The organism is Flavobacterium sp. GNP002 (genome assembly GCF_054343795.1).
The window spans coordinates 1,103,725-1,122,578 of record NZ_JBTGUW010000001.1 but is presented as its reverse complement, the minus strand read 5'-3'; the positions used below and the strand labels follow the sequence as shown (position 1 = coordinate 1,122,578).

General features: G+C 37.1%; 16 protein-coding genes and 1 tRNA gene. 8 read left to right on the top strand and 9 right to left on the bottom strand.

The genetic code is table 11. From position 1 onward, the window contains the following. Window positions 1-11: 11 nt before the first annotated feature. The 3 genes from ACXX80_RS05025 to ACXX80_RS05015 all read right to left on the bottom strand — a co-directional run bounded on the left by ACXX80_RS05025 (window position 12) and on the right by ACXX80_RS05015 (window position 4,123). Window positions 12-455 (bottom strand): c-type cytochrome, encoded by a 444-nt coding sequence (locus ACXX80_RS05025; RefSeq protein ID WP_458552270.1) that lies wholly within the window; start codon window positions 453-455, stop codon window positions 12-14. 3 nt (window positions 456-458) lie between these two features. Then, entirely contained in the window at window positions 459-1,583 is a 1,125-nt protein-coding gene (locus ACXX80_RS05020; protein ID WP_458552269.1) for a PQQ-dependent sugar dehydrogenase, read from the bottom strand. 209 nt (window positions 1,584-1,792) lie between these two features. Beyond that, entirely contained in the window at window positions 1,793-4,123 is a 2,331-nt protein-coding gene (locus ACXX80_RS05015; RefSeq protein ID WP_458552268.1) for a glycoside hydrolase family 3 protein, read from the bottom strand. 386 nt (window positions 4,124-4,509) lie between these two features. Here ACXX80_RS05015 and ACXX80_RS05010 point away from each other — a divergent pair, with 386 nt between their 5' ends. The 3 genes from ACXX80_RS05010 (at window position 4,510) to ACXX80_RS05000 (ending at window position 6,861) form a co-directional block, all read left to right on the top strand. Further along, complete coding sequence (locus ACXX80_RS05010) at window positions 4,510-4,929, top strand: DUF2452 domain-containing protein (protein WP_395379064.1); 420 nt, start codon at window positions 4,510-4,512, stop codon at window positions 4,927-4,929. A gap of 205 nt (window positions 4,930-5,134) precedes the next feature. Next, complete coding sequence (locus ACXX80_RS05005; RefSeq protein ID WP_458552267.1) at window positions 5,135-5,698, top strand: Crp/Fnr family transcriptional regulator; 564 nt, start codon at window positions 5,135-5,137, stop codon at window positions 5,696-5,698. Window positions 5,699-5,793: 95 nt separating this feature from the next. Beyond that, window positions 5,794-6,861, top strand: a complete 1,068-nt coding sequence (locus ACXX80_RS05000) for an SDR family oxidoreductase (protein WP_458552266.1) — start codon at window positions 5,794-5,796, stop codon at window positions 6,859-6,861. Between the two features lie 106 nt (window positions 6,862-6,967). Here the strand turns inward: ACXX80_RS05000 and ACXX80_RS04995 are convergent, their stop codons facing one another. The 4 genes from ACXX80_RS04995 to ACXX80_RS04980 form a co-directional block, all read right to left on the bottom strand. After that, on the bottom strand, window positions 6,968-7,357 hold the full coding sequence (locus ACXX80_RS04995; protein WP_458552265.1) for a Dabb family protein: 390 nt from the start codon (window positions 7,355-7,357) through the stop codon (window positions 6,968-6,970). A 146-nt stretch (window positions 7,358-7,503) separates the two neighbouring features. Continuing rightward, window positions 7,504-8,199 (bottom strand): hypothetical protein, encoded by a 696-nt coding sequence (locus ACXX80_RS04990; protein ID WP_458552264.1) that lies wholly within the window; start codon window positions 8,197-8,199, stop codon window positions 7,504-7,506. A gap of 11 nt (window positions 8,200-8,210) precedes the next feature. Beyond that, window positions 8,211-9,077 (bottom strand): alpha/beta fold hydrolase, encoded by an 867-nt coding sequence (locus ACXX80_RS04985; protein WP_458552263.1) that lies wholly within the window; start codon window positions 9,075-9,077, stop codon window positions 8,211-8,213. Between the two features lie 12 nt (window positions 9,078-9,089). Then, entirely contained in the window at window positions 9,090-9,611 is a 522-nt protein-coding gene (locus ACXX80_RS04980; RefSeq protein ID WP_458552262.1) for a DinB family protein, read from the bottom strand. 99 nt (window positions 9,612-9,710) lie between these two features. Between ACXX80_RS04980 and ACXX80_RS04975 the strand changes: the two genes are divergently transcribed. Further along, on the top strand, window positions 9,711-10,055 hold the full coding sequence (locus ACXX80_RS04975) for a winged helix-turn-helix transcriptional regulator (RefSeq protein WP_165152212.1): 345 nt from the start codon (window positions 9,711-9,713) through the stop codon (window positions 10,053-10,055). A 121-nt stretch (window positions 10,056-10,176) separates the two neighbouring features. Here ACXX80_RS04975 and ACXX80_RS04970 read toward each other — a convergent pair. Then, window positions 10,177-10,250, bottom strand: a tRNA-Asn gene (locus ACXX80_RS04970). Between the two features lie 138 nt (window positions 10,251-10,388). Further along, on the bottom strand, window positions 10,389-11,732 hold the full coding sequence (gene rseP, locus ACXX80_RS04965) for an RIP metalloprotease RseP (protein ID WP_417980110.1): 1,344 nt from the start codon (window positions 11,730-11,732) through the stop codon (window positions 10,389-10,391). Window positions 11,733-11,956: 224 nt separating this feature from the next. Here rseP and ACXX80_RS04960 point away from each other — a divergent pair, with 224 nt between their 5' ends. The 4 genes from ACXX80_RS04960 to ACXX80_RS04945 all read left to right on the top strand — a co-directional run bounded on the left by ACXX80_RS04960 (window position 11,957) and on the right by ACXX80_RS04945 (window position 18,853). Then, a complete protein-coding gene (locus ACXX80_RS04960; RefSeq protein ID WP_458552261.1) occupies window positions 11,957-13,024 on the top strand; it encodes an NADH:flavin oxidoreductase/NADH oxidase in 1,068 nt (355 codons plus the stop codon). Between the two features lie 107 nt (window positions 13,025-13,131). Next, window positions 13,132-14,172, top strand: a complete 1,041-nt coding sequence (locus ACXX80_RS04955; protein WP_458552260.1) for a Gfo/Idh/MocA family oxidoreductase — start codon at window positions 13,132-13,134, stop codon at window positions 14,170-14,172. Window positions 14,173-14,341: 169 nt separating this feature from the next. Then, entirely contained in the window at window positions 14,342-15,553 is a 1,212-nt protein-coding gene (locus ACXX80_RS04950) for an MFS transporter (RefSeq protein ID WP_417990718.1), read from the top strand. Window positions 15,554-16,015: 462 nt separating this feature from the next. Further along, the gene (locus tag ACXX80_RS04945) at window positions 16,016-18,853 is read left to right on the top strand and encodes a carboxypeptidase-like regulatory domain-containing protein (RefSeq protein ID WP_458552259.1); all 2,838 of its coding nucleotides are present in this window, start codon (window positions 16,016-16,018) and stop codon (window positions 18,851-18,853) included. Window position 18,854 lies beyond the last annotated feature (1 nt).

Below are 18,854 nucleotides of genomic sequence, written 5' to 3'. Positions count from 1 at the left end.
AAGCCTAAATTTTATTTTTTTATGGCAGCGACCTCTTTCTCGGTTACAACTTTCGTTTGTTTATTGCTCCAAGAAGTCATGATGTAATTCATCACATCAGCCACTTCCTGATCCGTAAGTCCCATTGCCGGCATGCTGCTATTATACTTCATTTTATTGACAACAATTTCGCCACTTTGTCCAAATTTTACCGCAGCAATACTTTGATTTCTTTTGGTTTTCAACCAGTCAGAACCGTCAAGAGGAGGGAAGTTCTTAGTGTCTCCTTTGCCATTTGCACCATGACATTGCATGCAAAAATCGGCATAAATTTCTTTTCCGGGTGACTGCAGTTTTGAAACAACTGCGGTTTCAGTATTCAAGTCAATATAGTTGTCTGCGGAAAATGGGTTTTCGAAAGAGAAGCTTCCCAATACAAACACTCCAAATCCTAAAAATAATTTCGTTGTCAACATTTCTTAGTTCGGTATAATTTTTACGATTCCTTTTCCCTCCACGCCCATATAAATATAACCATCCGGACCTTGTACCACATTACGTACACGACCAATATCAGTAGCAATTTTTTGTCTGCCAACCACTTCATTGCCTTTCAACTCTAGCAATTCAAGGTATTGGAATTTTAAAGAACCTACCAGTAAATGTCCTTTCCAGTCTGGATATTTATCGCTGGTTACAAAAGTCATTCCGCTTGGCGCGATAGACGGTAACCAGTAATAAATAGGTTTTTCAATGCCGGGTTTGTCGTTTTCTTTACTAATTGTTGTTCCGTCATAATCGATACCATAAGTAACTACAGGCCATCCGTAATTAGCCCCTTTTTTTATGATGTTGATTTCATCTCCACCTTGAGGGCCGTGTTCATGTGCCCAAATTTCCCCTGTTAATGGGTTTTTTGCAATTCCTTGCGGATTGCGATTCCCGTAGGTATAAATCGCTTCTTTTGCTCCGGTCTGACCTACAAAAGGATTGTCTTTAGGAATACTTCCATCATCATTTAATCGGTATATTTTCCCGCCATCGCGTTTAGTGTCTTGTGGATTTACAAAATGCTCTCCACGTTCTCCAATAGAGAAATACAAATAGCCATCGTTGTCAAACACAATTCGGGAACCAAAATGCTGTCCTTTAGTAGTATTGGGGGTTGCTTTGTAAAGGGATTCAATTTGTGTGAGACTTCCGTCTACTAATTTGGCTCGAATGAGTTTTGTGTGACCGCCGGTTCCTTCACCTTCATCTGAAGCAAAAGACATATAAATCCAGCCATTTTTAGCATAATTAGGATGTAAAACGATGTCTAGCAATCCGCCTTGTCCACGAGAATATACTTTGGGAACATTTTTTATTTCGGTTTTTGCTCCGTTTTTGACGTGATATAAAACACCACTTTTTTCAGTAACTAATAGAGCTCCGTCTGGCAACCAAGTCATACCCCAAGGGATAGCAATATCGGAGGCCACGGTTTCGAGTGTATAGTTTTTTACTTCGTCTTTAAGAGCAATGTCATTGGATTTTACCTGAGCTTCACAACTGAAAGAAAGAAAGGATATAATTGAAAGTGAAACTAATGTGATTTTTTTCATGAGTTTGGTTTTTGAGTCTTTGTAAGACATAAATCTTTTTTAAAGGTACTAAAAGAGGATTTAACAAGACAAATAAGTCTCTAATTTTGCGTATAATTAACAAAACAATGCGATTGGAGTTCTGTTTTGATTATCAGATTTCAAATCAAAATTTGGAATTGAGCATAAAAAAACCACCTAAAAATCTAGGTGGTTTAAATGTAATTTATTTACTTCTTAACGCTGTATTTGGCAGTTCTGGCGTCTTTGATTATCCCTTTCCAGTTTAATCCAAAACCAAAATCATAAACATTTCCAGAAGAATCTGTATACGGAATCATGTCGTGAGGAACGTCTTCCAGTTGTTTTTCAACGGTTGACATATTCAACGGCATTTGTAAAGGAAGTAATCCAGAAGGTTCTGTTTTACCTGAAACAATATCTAGCAAAGCTTCTACTTGTACGCCAAATTCTCCCACGATGGCGTCAACGTCTTTTTCAAATTCCGCAAAAACCATTGGATTAGAAATATTCACAGTAACTAAAACCGGCTTTCCATTCATTGCTTTTTTCGTTTCCAGAATAGTATTTAAATCCGGATATGAATTTGATTTTGACGTTTTATTCAAATAAGAACGATTGGTAATCGTTGGGTCAATCACAGGATCACCGGCAGCAATACTTTGCGCTCTGGCATCAACTGCGGTATAATCTTTTAATTGTAAACTGATTGGTACATATCCATTTCCGCCGGCTTCTCTGTCGGCTCTGCTGTATCCGCCACTTATCGGGCTTTTGATAAATACAATCGCAAAATCTGCTTTAGTAGGATCTTCCGTTACGGTGTAATATTTTTTAATCAATTCTAAATTAACCGGATATTCAATTTTTTCAGGTGATGGCTGTCCAAAAAAGTTGATTCCTGCAGGAGTAATTCTCTTTGGAATATAAACCGTCTTCCCTTTTGCAATTGGCAACGTTTTATTTTGGTTTTTAATCATTACGACTGACTTCAATTGCGCATCGTATCCAGCTTTCATAAATTCTGGTTTTCCTACAATAGCTTTAGTCTCATTAGGATCTAAATAGGAATTTTCGAATAATCCCACTCGGAATATATTCAAAAGCAAACGAACGGCTGATTGCTCAAAACGCTTGCGCATGAATGGTTCACCGTGTTCTTTTATTCCCATTTGGTATGCTTCAAGCACTGGATTAATATCATTATTTCCACCAAATTGATCCACTCCTGCCATCAGAACTTTATAATGTCTTTCGGCTACACTTAATTTTTCAACACCCCAAGATTTTCCTGAAAAGACATCTGGTTTAGCTCCTTCATCTGCAGTAATGAGCCAATCCGTGCAAACAACTCCATCATAACCATATTGGTTTCTTAGTAAGTCCGTAATGATGTATTTACTGAATCCGTTACCCACATTTTCACCATATTTTTTGTCCTGACCATACGAAATCGTGTAATACGGCATCACTGCAGACGCTTTTTTAGTAGCTCCTTTTAATTGAAAAGCGCCTTCGGTAAAGGGTTTCAAATGGGTTTCGAAATTATTTCCAGGATACACGGCAAATTTCCCGTAAGCAAAATGTCCATCTCGACCTCCTTCTTCCGGACCACCACTTGGCCAGTGTTTAATCATTGCGTTAACACTTTGATTTCCCCATCCTTCATAAGCAGTAATCGATTTTGGTGACGTTTGAAATCCATCTACATACGCTCTTGCCATAGCTGTCGCCAGTTTTGGGTCTTCGCCAAAAGTACCCACAAAACGATTCCACCTTGGTTCTGTTGCCAAATCAATTTGTGGCGACAGCGCTGTGGTGATTCCCATCGCTCTATATTCTTTGGCAGCAATAGCGCCAAATTGTTCCGTGATAGCAGCATCAAAAGTAGCGGCTAGACCTAATTCTTCTGGCCATTGTGAGATAGCTCCTCCGGAACCCGCATTGTATTCAGCATCTTTATTGGCTCCGTTTCTTGGGTCAGAACTGTTGTTAGAAGGAATTCCCATTCCAATACCTTCGACTAAAGCTTGTATATTGTTATTCCAAGTTGCAGCAACAGTTGGACTTTCAACAGAAGTTATAAGTACATGACGTAAATTGTCTTTGGTTAAAAATGCAATTTGCTGGTCAGATAAATCAGATGATTTAGCACTACTTTTAGAAAATGGTTTTTCATTATAGGTTCCGGAAAACATTCCTGCTTCGGCTGCAGGAATAGCCTGATGCCCACTATATAGCATTAACCCAGCCATTTGTTCTACCGACATTTTAGAGGCAAGATCTTTGGCACGTTCCGCTACCGGTTTTCTCCAGTCTTCATAAATATCTAACTTCCCATTTTTGTTGAGGTCTTTAAAAGCCAAACCGTCAACTTGTATGATTTTAATTCCTGATTTTGGCGAATAGCCTAATGTTTGACCTCCTTTATTTTGAACAATAGAATGAGAGTCTTTAGTGGTTTCGGTCCATTTGGATTGCGCCTTCAATGATACAGCTAGTAACAATAAAGACGGGAGGAGAAAGATTTTTGATTTCATGATGGTTTATTTATCAGTCTAATAGCGTTTTTGTAGTTTCCAAATGTAAAAAATAATTGTGTTATTTCGACACATTGAAAAAAAATATTTTTTTGCGGTGACAATATACTCCAAAAACTAAATTAATTATTGCCGTCTACGAGTTAAATTCTGTGGAGGATTTATATTTTTTTTTTGTTTAACTTCGCATCAAAATATTTAAACAAAATATTCGTTTTTTAAAATTTGTAAATCGGTTTTTGTTTTGAGTAAAATTTGGGAATCAAAGAATACTTTTGAACGAATAAATATTTCGAATTCATCTTTAAAAAATTATACATGAAACCAGTCGGTATTAATTAATTACCCGCGGGTAGTTAATTATCTTAAAATAAAAGAAAAAGTAAATGGAAAATAAAAAACCAGATAATGTTGTTTACACAGTCGAAGCAGGATATAATGCCAATGTTTTGCCTTACGCAACTGGAGTTGGAGCACCGGTGATTAGAGTTGATGACGTGGTTTCCTGGAAAAGCAGAGGAATTGATAATGTGAATAAAGAGCTAGGGAATAAATTTAATGAACTGAAACTGCAATATGAAAAACTGATGCAGGAATACGAATGGAATGAATTAGTGTATAGCGCTAAATTTTCATTTGAACCCGTTATTGGTGAAATCTATCATTTGTACAGAGATGCTGAGGGCGTAAACTTTCTTTCGTTGATAGGTCCGAACGAATGGAACAAGGAACACATTGGTACTTTTAAACTCAACAGTGATAAAAAATGGATGCTACTGAATGCACATGATTCGCAGCTGTACTAATCTAAAATAATCGAGATAATTTAGAGGTAGAGCGGTTCTTCATATTTCTAAAAACAGAACAGAGTTCTAAAAATGGCACTAAACTCAACTTGTTGTTTGTCTGTATTTGTCGTATGATTTTTTAATTTTTGTATTCAAGATTGGCAATAGATTCTAATCGTCCCTTTTTAATTGTAATTTTATCCGGGTATTAACAAAAGGAGGCATGGAAGAAATTTTAAGAAGACAAATTGAGAAAATAGTACCATTAAATGATGATGAATTTCGATTGGTGCTGTCTCACTTTTCCGTAGGTAAATATAAAAAACATCAATACATTGTGCAGCAGGATAGTCCTGTTCCTTATGTCCATTTTGTTGTAAAAGGACTGTTGAAATCTTTTTATATCGACAAATCGGGTAAGAGTCATATTCTGCAATTTGCCATGGAAGACTGGTGGATAACGGATAACCAAGGTTTTTATAATAACCAGAATGCCACACTCAATATTGACTGTTTAGAAGACGCGCAAACCTATTATATTACTCTTGAAAACAGAGAAAAATTGTGTGCTGAATTACAGAAAATGGAATTCTTCTTTTTGCAAAAAATGACCGCCGGTAATATTGCGCTTCAAAACCGAATACTATCGTTGATGAGCAAGAATTCAGAAGAACGATACATGCAATTTATCCAATTATATCCGGATTTGATTCACCGCATTCCTAAAACTTTAATAGCATCGTATCTGGGAATTTCAAGAGAAACTTTGAGCCGTTTGTCGCATTGATGTGATATAGGTCACAAATTATCTGTGACGTATGTCCTTTATGATCCATGGAATGTTTTAGAATTTTGTACTTGATAAAATTTTAAAACAGAAATATGGAAAATATAGCACTAGTTGTTGGAGCAACCGGAATCACAGGAAGTAATCTCGCAGAAAAACTTATTGCTAAAGGCTGGACGACTTTTGGTTTAGCAAGAAACCCACGAAAAGATATAGAAAACCTTCAGCCAGTTGCTGCGGACCTTTTGGATTTGGAGCATTTAAAAATAGCTTTAAAAGACATTTCTCCCACTCACATTTACATTACAACTTGGATGCGTCAGGATTCTGAAGCCGAAAATATTCGGGTAAATAGTTTGATGATCAGAAATCTTTTCGAAGCATTATCTCCAAAAAAATCAGTGCAACACGTAGCACTTGTTACGGGACTGAAACATTATCTTGGACCGTTTGAGGCTTACGCCAAAGAAGGATTTTTGCCTGAAACACCACTTAGAGAAGAGCAACCACGTCTAGATTTAGAGAATTTTTATTATGCTCAGGAAGATGAGGTTTATGCCGCTGCAGCTCGAGATGGTTTTACATGGAGCATCCACCGCCCGCATACGGTTATAGGAAAAGCAGTAGGCAACTTAATGAATCTTGGTACCACGCTCGCCGTGTATGCCAGCATTTGTAAAGAAACAGGTAAACCATTTCAGTGGCCTGGTTCTGCAGCACAATGGAATGGACTTTCGGACGTTACGGATGCCAGAGTTCTGGCGGAACATTTAATATGGGCTTCCACTACTGCAGCGGCTCGTAACGAAGCATTCAATGTGGTCAATGGAGATTTTTTTCGTTGGAAATGGCTTTGGAAAAAAATAGCGGAATCATTCGGGATTGAGGCAATAGGTTTTGATGGTACGATTCACCCTCTTGAGGAACAAATGATTCAGGAAGCTCCGGTCTGGAAAAATATGGCTACAAAACATGCTCTTGAAGAGTCTGATTTAGATAAATTGGCTTCTCCTTGGCATACGGATCTTGACTTAGGACGTCCCATAGAGGTGATGACTGATATGTCTAAAAGTCGTAAACTCGGATTCCCTGTTTTTCAAAGAACGGAAGATTCCTTTTACGATTTGTTTGAGCAACTTCGCACGGACCGATTGATTCCGTAGTTACCTTAAAGTGGTGTGTATAAAATAGGGGTTTCAAGATTTGTTCTTGAAACCCCTATTTTATTTATATTTTGAATGAATTGGCAACAGCCAACTCCTTCAATATTTATACATCTATAGCATCATAAACCACGACCTTTTCCCACAAATGAGAACAGTTCTTTATAAAATCCTGATGAATTGCATGGTCTTGGTATATTTTTTGGCCGGCTTCATCATCAAAAAACATGAGTTCTGAAACACTCCAAGAAGTGTCTACAACCTCACGCTTCTCTGTCGAAGCTATGACTCCTACATGAATTTTACGAATCGTTGGAATTGCCGCTAAGGTTTTCAAACCAGAAATCAATTGCTGTTTATCCGCCTCTGATTTAGGGTTCTTTAGCCAAAAAAATACATGGTGCAACAAGAATTTTTTCTTTGGACGCATTGCAAAGCCCATAATACCTGCAACTCCAAATAAAGCTGCGGAACCAATAAATCTTCTACGGATCATCATTTATTTATTTTAATAGGTAAATATCGAAATTTAATAAATAGAAAAAGAAAAATAACACCTTTTATTTGTTGGGATAGCTTGGCATAGAAAGCCCGAAATTGCGGTCAGGTTTTTATCCAAAAATTATCAGATTCATGAATCAATTATTTCTTCGTTACTTTTAAATCTTTAAAATATCCTATTGTTCCTATTTCAACCCAAAGCGCAATACTACCTTTTTTAGAAGTTCCCAGCATTTTTGTAACGATAAAGCTAGGTGATTTTTGGTTATTAATATATAAAACCGCCTTTTCATCCTGAAATTCAATACGTACATCAATCCATTCATTAAGGCCAATGTCTGCATAAGTTTCATACAAACCATTTGCTTCTTTTCTCAATCGGCTAAACGTATTTCCCGGATAGGAAAAATACTGAATGGTGTGGTTGCGCCTCAATTGATCGTCGGCTCTCCCATTACTTGGACGAAGGTAAATGGCATCAAAATTTTTATTTTCTGGATTTACTCTGTAAGCTACTCCTATAAATCCCCGCGCAGCAGGAAAAGGGGAATTTTCCATGATTCGACTTAACATTTTAACTTCAATCGTTCCGTTCTCGATGTCAACATTCGTTAATTTAACGTAAGTAGGACCATCAGTTGAGGCGTCAATATTTTTTTCATCAAAAGGAAAAGCAATTAAATCACGCTCCACTTTTAAGACTTGAACACCGTCCATATTCACGATTGCTACTTTGGTATTCACCGCTTCAAATTCCTTATTCTGCCAAGTAAATTTTTGAGCAAAAGCCATCGTTATATTTAAAAGAAGGACGCAGTATAAAATTACTTTTTTCACGTTCAACGGATTTAGTTTTCTTTTATAAACGGAGCGATACTTGCCCAAGTGGCGTTAAAATTTACAATAAAAGCAGGATGACCAGCATTTGGAATAATCGCTAACTGGTGATTTGGAATCAGCAATGCGGCATTGAGTACGTTTTGAACCGAGTTGCCCTCATCTCGGTCGCCCGCCATCACTAAAACGGGACATTGTATAGAACTTAGTAATTCAGCTCCTACGGTAAGTTGGCTATAACAAGTCGCGATTTGCTGAAACACCTCTTTCAATCGATTCGGTTCTGGCATTAAGTCGCGTTGTTGTGCCCAAAATTCAGAATCCATTTCCATCGCTTGATTAAAGTTGAAACTAAAATCCCTTAATCCGGGATATAAAACACCCGCGCCTATCACAATCATTTTTTTAACTTCATCAGGATACATCGAGCCAAATTTATAAGCGGTAAATCCGCCATCACTAAACCCTAGAATCATTACTTTTTCTGGGGTTACTTTACGGATTACAGCCAATACATCATTTGCTCTTTGTTCTAATGTCAATGGTTCGGTTCCGATTTCCGATTTACCATGCCCACGAGTAGAAACTGCTATTACCTGAAAACGTACGGAAAGACTGTCTATGATTTTTGCCATTTCTACGGTTGAACCAAACAATCCACCATGTAATAGTACAATGGGTTGTCCTTTGCCATATACTTCATAATAAATTTTGGCATCTTTTGATTGTACATAATGTCCCGCCAGTGGATTATTTCCATAGGGAATGGTATTTATTTGTTCGTCTTTGCTTTGCATGAAATGACGCAACGGTTTTTGTGCAAATACACTGGAGCAAAAAACTACATGTATTAAAAATGCTAATATTAATTTTTTCATTTTATAAATTTATTAAAACAATTTTTCAGCTGGAGGAGTAGCGCCTACCAATCGTAAATAAACAGTAGTTTGTGCTCTATGATGAGTTTGATGTTCAAAACACTTGTTTAGTACTTGTGCTCTGCTCAAGTCAAATGTACCGAAAAGTTTAATTTGTTCCCCAAGTTTACTATTAGGATATTTTTTGATGGTATTAATAGCAAAATCATAGGCAGCCATTACTTTGGCGGTTACACTTGCTTTATTCTCATCAGCAGATTTTTCTAAATCTCCAAAACCTACTGGCGGCTTTTCATCGGTAGCAGCACCTAAGAAACCATATATGGCATCGCTCAAGTGTAAAACCTGACCTGAAAAAGAACGCATTTCTTTTGTTGGTTTAAAGGAATAGCCACTTTCAGGCATTGCATCCAGATACTCTTTAGTATATGCTTTGGCTCTTTCCCAATCTTTAACGATATCCTCTGTTCCTGTTTGTGCATTTAAATTACTTATAGATAAAAATACGGTCAGAAGGAATACAATCTTTTTCATGTTTCTTGTTTTTATAGTTTTTTACAAATTTACAACCATTAGTGTATATTTGTAACCAACAAATTAAATACCGGTAACCCGTAGGTTACTAGAAATTATATGAGATATATAGAAAACCCTTATGATTGTCCCGTAACAAGAGCCATGTCTATTTTTGGAGGTAAATGGAAGCCTATAATATTGAATTGTATTGGCGAAAGTTCATTGCGGTTCGGGAAACTAAACCAATTAATGCCTGCTATTTCAAACAAGGTGCTTTCTAATGAATTAAAAGAATTAGAAACATTGGGTTTAATCGAAAGAAAAGAGTTTAAAGAAAGTCCTCAAAGAGTAGAATATACCTTATCTAATTCAGGAAAAAGTTTGATGCCTGTTTTGCATGAAATTGCAAGCTGGGGTAATTCAAATGAAGCAAAAAAGATTGTTACCGAAATGGTAAAATAGAAAATCCCATCCATAATTGCGTTAAACAAATTTTTTAAGATTTCAATTGTGGAAAAATCGGGAAGCCTCCGATAATTTTTGAACATAAAAAAAGCCTGACATTGCTGTCAGGCTTTTAAAGCTCCCTCTCTTGGGCTCGAACCAAGGACCCTCTGATTAACAGTCAGATGCTCTAACCAACTGAGCTAAGAAGGAAACTGTATATTTTTATTCTGATACTGAATGAACGTTTTTGGTTGCTTATTGGTGAAGTGTGTTTCACTTGTAAAGCGGTGCAAAGATAGGCTATCATTTGGTTTTTGCAAATAAAAAACGAACTTTTTTTATTTTTTTTTATTTCCCTACAATTGACTTGTAAATGTCGTTTCCGTTAGCAAATAGTAATAGTGTTATAAGTAATACGAAACCAACCATTTGCGCATTCTCTAAGAATTTATCGCTAGGTTTTTTACCGCTGATGATTTCATATAATAAAAACATTACGTGCCCACCATCAAGTGCTGGAATAGGCAATAAGTTCATTACACCAAGCATAATCGATAACAAAGCAGTGATGTTCCAGAAAACTTCCCAGCTCCAAGTATTAGGGAAAATATCAAATATTGCTTTAAAACCACCTACTTGTTTGTAAGCACCAGTGCTTGGACTAAAAATCATTTTCAATTGTTTTCCGTATCCTAGTAATTGATCTTTTCCTTTAGTAATCCCAACCGGAATAGATTCTATGAAACTAAATTCTTGTTTGCTGATTTTATAGTAGCCCAGTTTCTTTAATGATTCCATTCCTAAGCTTCCGATACCAATTCCTAATTTTGCATCTTTAGAAACAATAACTTGCAACGGAACTTGTTTTTCATCTCTTAAAACAACAGCCGAAATAGTTTTGTTTTTATTTTTTTCTAAAACGGAAGTCACTTGATCATAATACTTGGTTGGTACTCCATTTAAAGATAAAATAATATCTTTTGGCTGTAAATTAGTATTCAAAGATCCTTCAGAAATTGAAGTTATGGCAAATGGTTTTCTAATCGAGACTAAAGTGCCTTTTTCTAACTTAGACAATTGATCCACAAAATCAACCGGTATTTTTATAGTTTGCTCTATTCCATTTCTTTCAATCAAAACTTCTTTGGCCATGATGATTTTGATATTTATCTCATTGTCAAACTTGATGATTTTTTCACCATCAATAGCAATGATTTTATCTCCGGTTTGAAAACCTACTTTATTCATTGCTGGATTCTCAATCAAAAGACCATCTTTCAAATCTTCATTAGCAATATAAGTATCACCATAAGCAAATGCCATTCCTATGTAAATGATAAAAGCCAAAATGAAATTCACGGTAACGCCTCCCAACATAATAATCAAACGTTGCCAAGCCGGTTTAGAACGAAATTCCCATGGTTGCGGTGGCAAAGCCATTTGTTCCTTGTCCATACTTTCGTCAATCATTCCGGAAATTTTCACATAGCCGCCCAAAGGCAACCAGCCGATACCGTATTCAGTTTCGCCAATTTTCTTTTTGATAAGGGAATATTTAACATCAAAAAATAAGTAGAATTTTTCGACTCTGGTTTTAAACAGTTTAGCAGGAATGAAATGTCCTAATTCGTGAAGTATAATCAGTAATGATAAGCTCAATAAAAATTGAGAAAGCTTGATAACTATGTCCATTTATTTGTCATTGCGAGGAACGAAGCAATCTAATCCTCTTATTAATTTAAATTTTTAACTCACAAAAGTAAGGTTTTCTATTTGTTTATTTTACAATAATTGTTCCATACCATTTTAAAAGTTTGTTAATTAATGTAAATTGAATTCTCAGTTTGAGTTGTGAATCTTAACTTTACTTTTTTGAAATGAGTATTTCTTGTTTCTTTCACTTTTAAAATAAAGACATGTCTTCAAAATTATTTTCTCCTCTTCCAATAAAAAGCATCACGCTAAAAAATAGAATTGCCATTTCACCAATGTGCCAATATTCTGCCCAAGATGGGTTTGCCAATGATTGGCATCTCGTACATCTTGGAAGTCGCGCCAGTGGTGGAGCAGGATTAATCATCCAGGAAGCGACTTCAGTTTCTCCCGAAGGTCGAATTTCTCCCGAGGATTTGGGACTTTGGAAAGACGAGCAAATCGAAAAAATGCAGCAGATTAATCAATTTATCATCAGTCAGAAATCGGTTCCAGGAATCCAACTGGCGCATGCCGGAAGAAAAGCAAGTTCCGCATCACCCTGGAACGGAGGTAGAAAACTAGATGCAACACAAGGAGGCTGGGATACCGTGGCGCCAAGTGCAGTTGCGTATCATCATACTGAAAACGCTCCTGTTGCATTAGATGAAGCAGGAATTGTAAAAGTAATTTCCGACTTCAAATCAGCCACAAAAAGAGCCGTTCAAGCAGGTTTTCAGGTAATGGAAATTCACGCCGCACATGGTTATTTGTTGCATCAGTTTCTTTCGCCTTTGTCTAATTTTAGAACCGATGTATACGGAGGAAGTTTCGAAAACCGAATCCGTTTAACACTCGAAGTTGTGGATGCAGTTCAATCAGAATGGCCGGAAAACCTGCCTTTATTCGTTAGAATTTCAGCTACAGACTGGGCAGAAGGCGGATGGAATGCTGAAGAATCTGTACAGCTGTCGAAAATATTAAAAGAAAAAGGGGTGGATTTAATCGATGTTTCTTCAGGAGGATTAGTGTCGCACCAACAAATTCCGTTGGGACCAAATTATCAAGTTCCTTTTGCGGAAAGTATAAAAAATGATACTGGAATCCTGACTGGAGCAGTAGGTTTGATTACAGAAGCTGCTCAAGCCGAGGAAATTGTCGCCTCAGGAAAAGCGGATTTAGTGTTATTTGCTAGAGAATCCCTTAGAAATCCGAATTTGGGATTGACATTTGCACATGATTTAAATGCGGAAATCGAATGGCCAAAACAATACGAAAGAGCTAAAATCTAAATAGTAGCGTCTTTCTTTTTTAAAAATTGAAGTATAAAAACCATTTTAGAAATGGGACTTCATTTAATAGTCAAGTGAACTGAGATAGGCTCAATAAAAATAATACCATGCAAAAAATAAAAACTGCTTTGCTTTCCTACGGAATGTCCGGAAAAGTATTTCATGCTCCTTTTTTAAATTTTCATCCCGGATTTGAACTACTTGGTTCTTGGGAACGAAGTAAAAAATTAATTCACCAGGATTTTCCTGAAGTGAAAAGTTATGCAACAATAGAAGAGTTGCTAGAAGATGATGTCGATTTGGTAGTCGTAAATACGCCCGTGGAAACTCATTATGAATTTGCCAAAAAAGTCCTTCTTGCTGGAAAACATGCCATTGTCGAAAAAGCTTTTACCACAACGGTTGCCCAAGCGGAGGAATTAGCGGCTTTGGCCAAAGAAAAAGTATTGAAACTGGCCGTTTTCCAAAACAGAAGATGGGACAGTGATTTCAAAACAGTCCAGAAAATTATTTCTGAGAAAGTATTAGGTGACATCGTGGAAGCCGAATTCCATTTCGACCGCTACAATCCTATTTTAAGTCCGAAACAACACAAAGAAACGGCCAATTCCGGTGCTGGAATTCTGAAGGATTTAGGACCACATTTAATTGATCAAGCATTGTGTTTGTTTGGATTGCCACAGTCCGTTTTTGCGGATATTCGCATCACACGAGAGCATTCTTTGGTAGATGATTACATTGATATTTTACTGTATTATTCCAATTTCCGTGTCCGACTCAAAGCAGGGTTTTTTGTTCGGGAAGCGATTCCAGCCTTTGTTGTTCATGGTAAGAAAGGCTCGTTCCTAAAACCTCGTGGTGATGTTCAGGAAGACGAATTAAAACTAGGAAAAAAACCCAACTTGGATGCTTGGGGAACTGAATCTTCAGATAAAAAAGGGCTTTTACACACGGAAATTAATGGTGAAATTATAAAAGAATATATCCCAACACTTCAGGGGAATTATTATGACTTTTTTGATGGTGTTTATAATTCAATTACACAGGATGCAATAGAACCGGTGACGGCACAAGATGGTGTTCATGTGATGCAAATTATTGAAGCTGCAATCCAAAGCAGCGAGCAGAAAAAAGTAATTGACCTTTAAATTATACCGCGAATTCGCTAATTTTTTAGACTTTTTTAAAAAAGTAGCGAATTTGCACTAATTACTTTTTATAAACAATAACGTTGTATTTTTCCTCAAATGTGTTGTTTTGACACAACCAATGATTGCTTTTTGTAATTTTGCCCCCTTAATGCTAAAATAAATCACTTTGATAGATTTAAACTTTTTGGGAAGGTCAAAAACGAAAGCCAAACTCAAGAAAACATACACTGAAGCTAAGGTTTCTTATCTGAACCGAATTCGTTGGGCAGTTTCTATGTTCTACTTTGGGATGGGTTTGTGTTTTGCCACTTGGGCTAGCCGAATCCCGGATATCAAAACCGCATTGGATTTGAGCGAAGGCGATTTAGGAAGTATTTTATTCGCTTTGCCATTAGGCCAATTAGTGATAATGCCTTTTTCCGGAAAATTAGTCACCCGTTTTGGCAGTCACAAAATCTTGATATTTGCCCTTTCACTATATGTTTTTAGCATGACAAATTTAGGTTTGGCTGTTGCCGCTTGGCAATTGTCATTGGGATTATTCGTTTTCGGAATTTTTGGAAATCTATCTAATATTGCCGTAAACACACAAGGCGTTTACACCGAAGTACTTTTCAAAAAAACCATCATGTCCTCTTTTCATGGGATGTGGAGTTTTGCCGGATTCATGGGAGCATTAGTAGGATTAGGAATGCTGGCTTTTGAGTTAACACCGTACATTCACTTTCTCATTGTGGCCGGAATCGTATTTTTGATGATGGGGTTCAACTATAAGTTTTTAATAAAAGCCAAAGAAACTGTACAAACCGAAAAGAAAAAATTATTCTCAAAACCGGACAGTGCGCTGATTTGGTTGGGGATAATCGGGTTTTGTTGCATGGCCAGCGAAGGAGTCATGTTCGACTGGAGCGGCGTTTATTTCAAAGATGTCATCAAGGCGCCCGGACCATTAGTGATTTTGGGGTACACTTCCTTTATGATTATGATGGCCGGCGGAAGATTCTTAGGAGACGGTCTGATAGGTAAATTTGGTCGAAAAACCGTCTTGCAAATCAGCGGAATCATGATATCAGCCGGACTTTTTACAGCCGTATTCTTCCCGTTTGTCATTCCCGCAACCATCGCGTTTATGTTTGTTGGTTTGGGAGTTTCCACCATAGTTCCTACAGTTTACAGTGTGGCCGGAAAAACTCCAAATGTATCGCCAAGCGTAGCCTTGACGACGGTTTCCAGCGTCAGTTTTCTGGGTTTTTTGATGGGTCCGCCAATCATAGGTTACATAGCGGAGCTGTCAAGCCTTAGATTTTCATTCGCTTTCATTGGCGTTTTTGGGATTCTAATCGCCATAATGGTGTCCCGAATCAAAGCAATCGAGTAACTATAAATTTTTAGGAGCACTAGATTTCGTTTCCATAAAAACAAATTCTCCCGCTGTTCGCAGTATCTTTCCAGTCCTGAAAAAGCTCAGGACTGGAAAGGATACTTACTGCCATCGGGGCTAAAGACTACTTTTTATATTTATAAGAAATTTTTTATTTAAAATTAATTGTATATTATTTTTTTGTATATTTAATATTATAATTCCTTCAATAAGGAATTAATAAAGAATAAAAAATTTCAAATACCACTCTTCTATAATCATTCCCATTGGGATTTACGTCCCATTTTTCCAAAATTCATTTTTAATTATTTTCAAGTTGTTGTCCAATTTCGGATGACGCTTTCTATGCTTTTTGTTCAGCCGTTGAAATTCCTTTCGACGGTTGAACTTTTTGTTAGGAATAAAAATTCGCTTAATCTTAATTTTAGTCAATGTAAACCATCATCAAAATTTGAATATATGAATAAATTTTACCTCGGGTTTTTTTTTATGTTTCAAATAGGATGTACTATAGCACAGAATAACACAGGATTTTTTGGTAAAATCGTGGACTCAAAAACACAAAATCCATTAGGTTTTGTCGTCGTCAGTGTTCAAAATACGACTTTAATGCAACTCACTAAAGAGGATGGTAATTTTAGTTTTGATTCCGTTCCCACAGGAAATATTTTGTTACTTATTCATAGTCAGGGCTTCAAAGACGGCTTATATCCTGTCGAAATTACGGAGGGACAAATGCTGGATTTAGGAACCATAACTTTAGAAGAAGATCAATCCACAGAACAACAAAACAGCATTATCACACTTATCGAAAGCGATTTTGGCGAGGACAACAGCAGTTCCGAAAGTACTTCCGGACTTTTACAATCCTCCCGCGATGCTTTTCTGCAAGCCGCTGCGTTCAATTGGGGACAAGCTCGTTTTAGAGTTCGGGGATTAGACAGTGAACATTCCACGATGATGATTAATGGCGTTTCCATGAATAAAATTTATGACGGAAGACCACAATGGGGCGAATGGGGCGGATTGAATGACGCGCTCCGCAATCAGGAATTTACCCTGGGAACATCCCCTTCGGATTATACTTTTGGCGGGATTTTAGGAACACAGGAAATCAATACGAGGGCTTCCATTTACAGACCGGGTTCCCGAATTTCCTTTTCATCAACCAATACCAATTACAGTTGGCGCACAATGGCAACACATGCTTCTGGCATGAATTCCCGCGGTTGGGCTTTTGTAGTTTCGGCAGGAAAGCGCTGGGCGCAGGAAGGATATTTCGAAGGGACAAATTATGATGCGAATTCCTTTTTTATAAGCCTCGAAAAAAAATTAAATGAGAAGCATTCGTTGAATCTAACCGCGCTTTATACACCTAATTCCAGAGCCAAAAACTCTCCAAACACTGCCGAAGTTACGCAATTGACAAACGTAAAATACAATTCCTATTGGGGTTTTCAGGACGGTCAAAAAAGGAATGCCCGCATCAAAACCATTAAAGAACCTACGATAATGCTGAATCACTATTTTAAAATCAATGATAAAACCAACCTGAATTCGAGTGTGATGTATCAATTTGGTAAAATTGCCAACAGCAACATCGATTATCAAAATGCCAATAGTCCGGACCCAACGTATTACAGAAAGATGCCCAGTTATTACAGCTCGCTTTATGCGCCGGACAACGGAGAATTTTCGGGAGCATTCACTCCGGATTATGAAAATGCAGAGAAAAGCAAAACGGAATTTTTAGCCCATTCTCAAATTGATTGGACAGCATTATACCAAGCCAATCAAAATCCAATTTTGGATTCCAATGGAACAATTACGGGCTACAAACCCACAAAAAGCAAGTATGTTTTGTATGAAGATCAAGTAGAGGATGAAACGGCGGTGGCCACAACAAATTTGAGCGCGCAACTATCAGAAAATATTTTCATGAATGCCGGAGCATCTTTTAAAAAACTAAAATCGCATAATTCACAAAAATTGTTGGATTTGCTTGGCGGTTCTTATTTTGAAGATATCGATGCTTTTTATAGCGGAAATCAATCGCAATCGGATCTCAATAATCCAGACCGTCAAGTAGTCGTTGGCGATACATACGGATACAATTATAATTATTTCGCCAATACAGTAGAAGCGTTTACCCAATTTAAATTTACCTACAACAAAGTGGATTTTTATCTGGCGCAAAATTTTTCAAGCGCTACTTATCAACGGGAAGGTTTATACAAAAATGGAATTTATGAAAACAATTCCTTCGGGAAAAGTGAGAAAGTGGCGTTTGAAAATTTTGGCTTTAAAGCCGGATTCAATTTGAAAATTTCTGGCAAACAGTTGGTGACTTTTAATGCGGCACATTTGACCAAAGCACCTTCTTTGAAAAATACGTTTGCGAATTCCCGATTGAATAATGCAATTGTTAACGGAATCGAAAGTGAGAACATCAGCAGTTTGGATGCGAGTTATGTCTATCGCTCTCCAAAACTGAAAGCCCGACTGACAGCTTATTATTCCCTGATTAAAAACGCAACTCAAATTTCCTTTTTTTACGCCGAAGGAATTTTTGATGATGGCTCCGGTTATTTAAATACAGATGCTTTTGTGAGCCAAACATTAACGCAATTAAACAAGAAGAATATGGGTGCCGAATTCAGTTTGGAGTACCAATTGACGCAAACATTTAAAACTACTTTTTCAGCGGCTTTTGGGGAATATACGTATGACAGTAATCCACATGTGACGTTGACAAACGATGCCGAAGCTTCATTGGAAAACACCAGTCCGGTTTTTGATTTTGGAACAGCCTCACTCAAAAATTACAAACAGGCGGGAATGCCACAGCGAGCGTATTCATTGGGAATTGAATATCGAGATCCAAAATATTGGTGGATTAGCGCCAATGTAAATTACCTCACCAACAGTTATATTGATATCTCACCAATTTCCAGAACCGAAATATTTTATAAAAATCCAGCAAGCGGTTTCAATTTTCCAGAGGCGACGGAGGAAAGAGCCGCAGTATTATTAAAACAAGAAGAATTTGATCCAATGATGTTGCTCAATCTTGTGGGTGGAAAATCATGGCGCATTTTTGGAAAAAATGTCGGGATTTTTGCCAGCATTAATAATGTGCTTGATGTTACCTATAAAACGGGTGGTTACGAACAAGCCAGAAACGCGAATTTCAGACAAATTAATCAGGATGTTTCCAGCGGTACGCCTTCTTTTGGACCAAAATATTTCTACGGATACGGCAGAACGTATTTCGTAAACCTTTATATCAATCTATAAA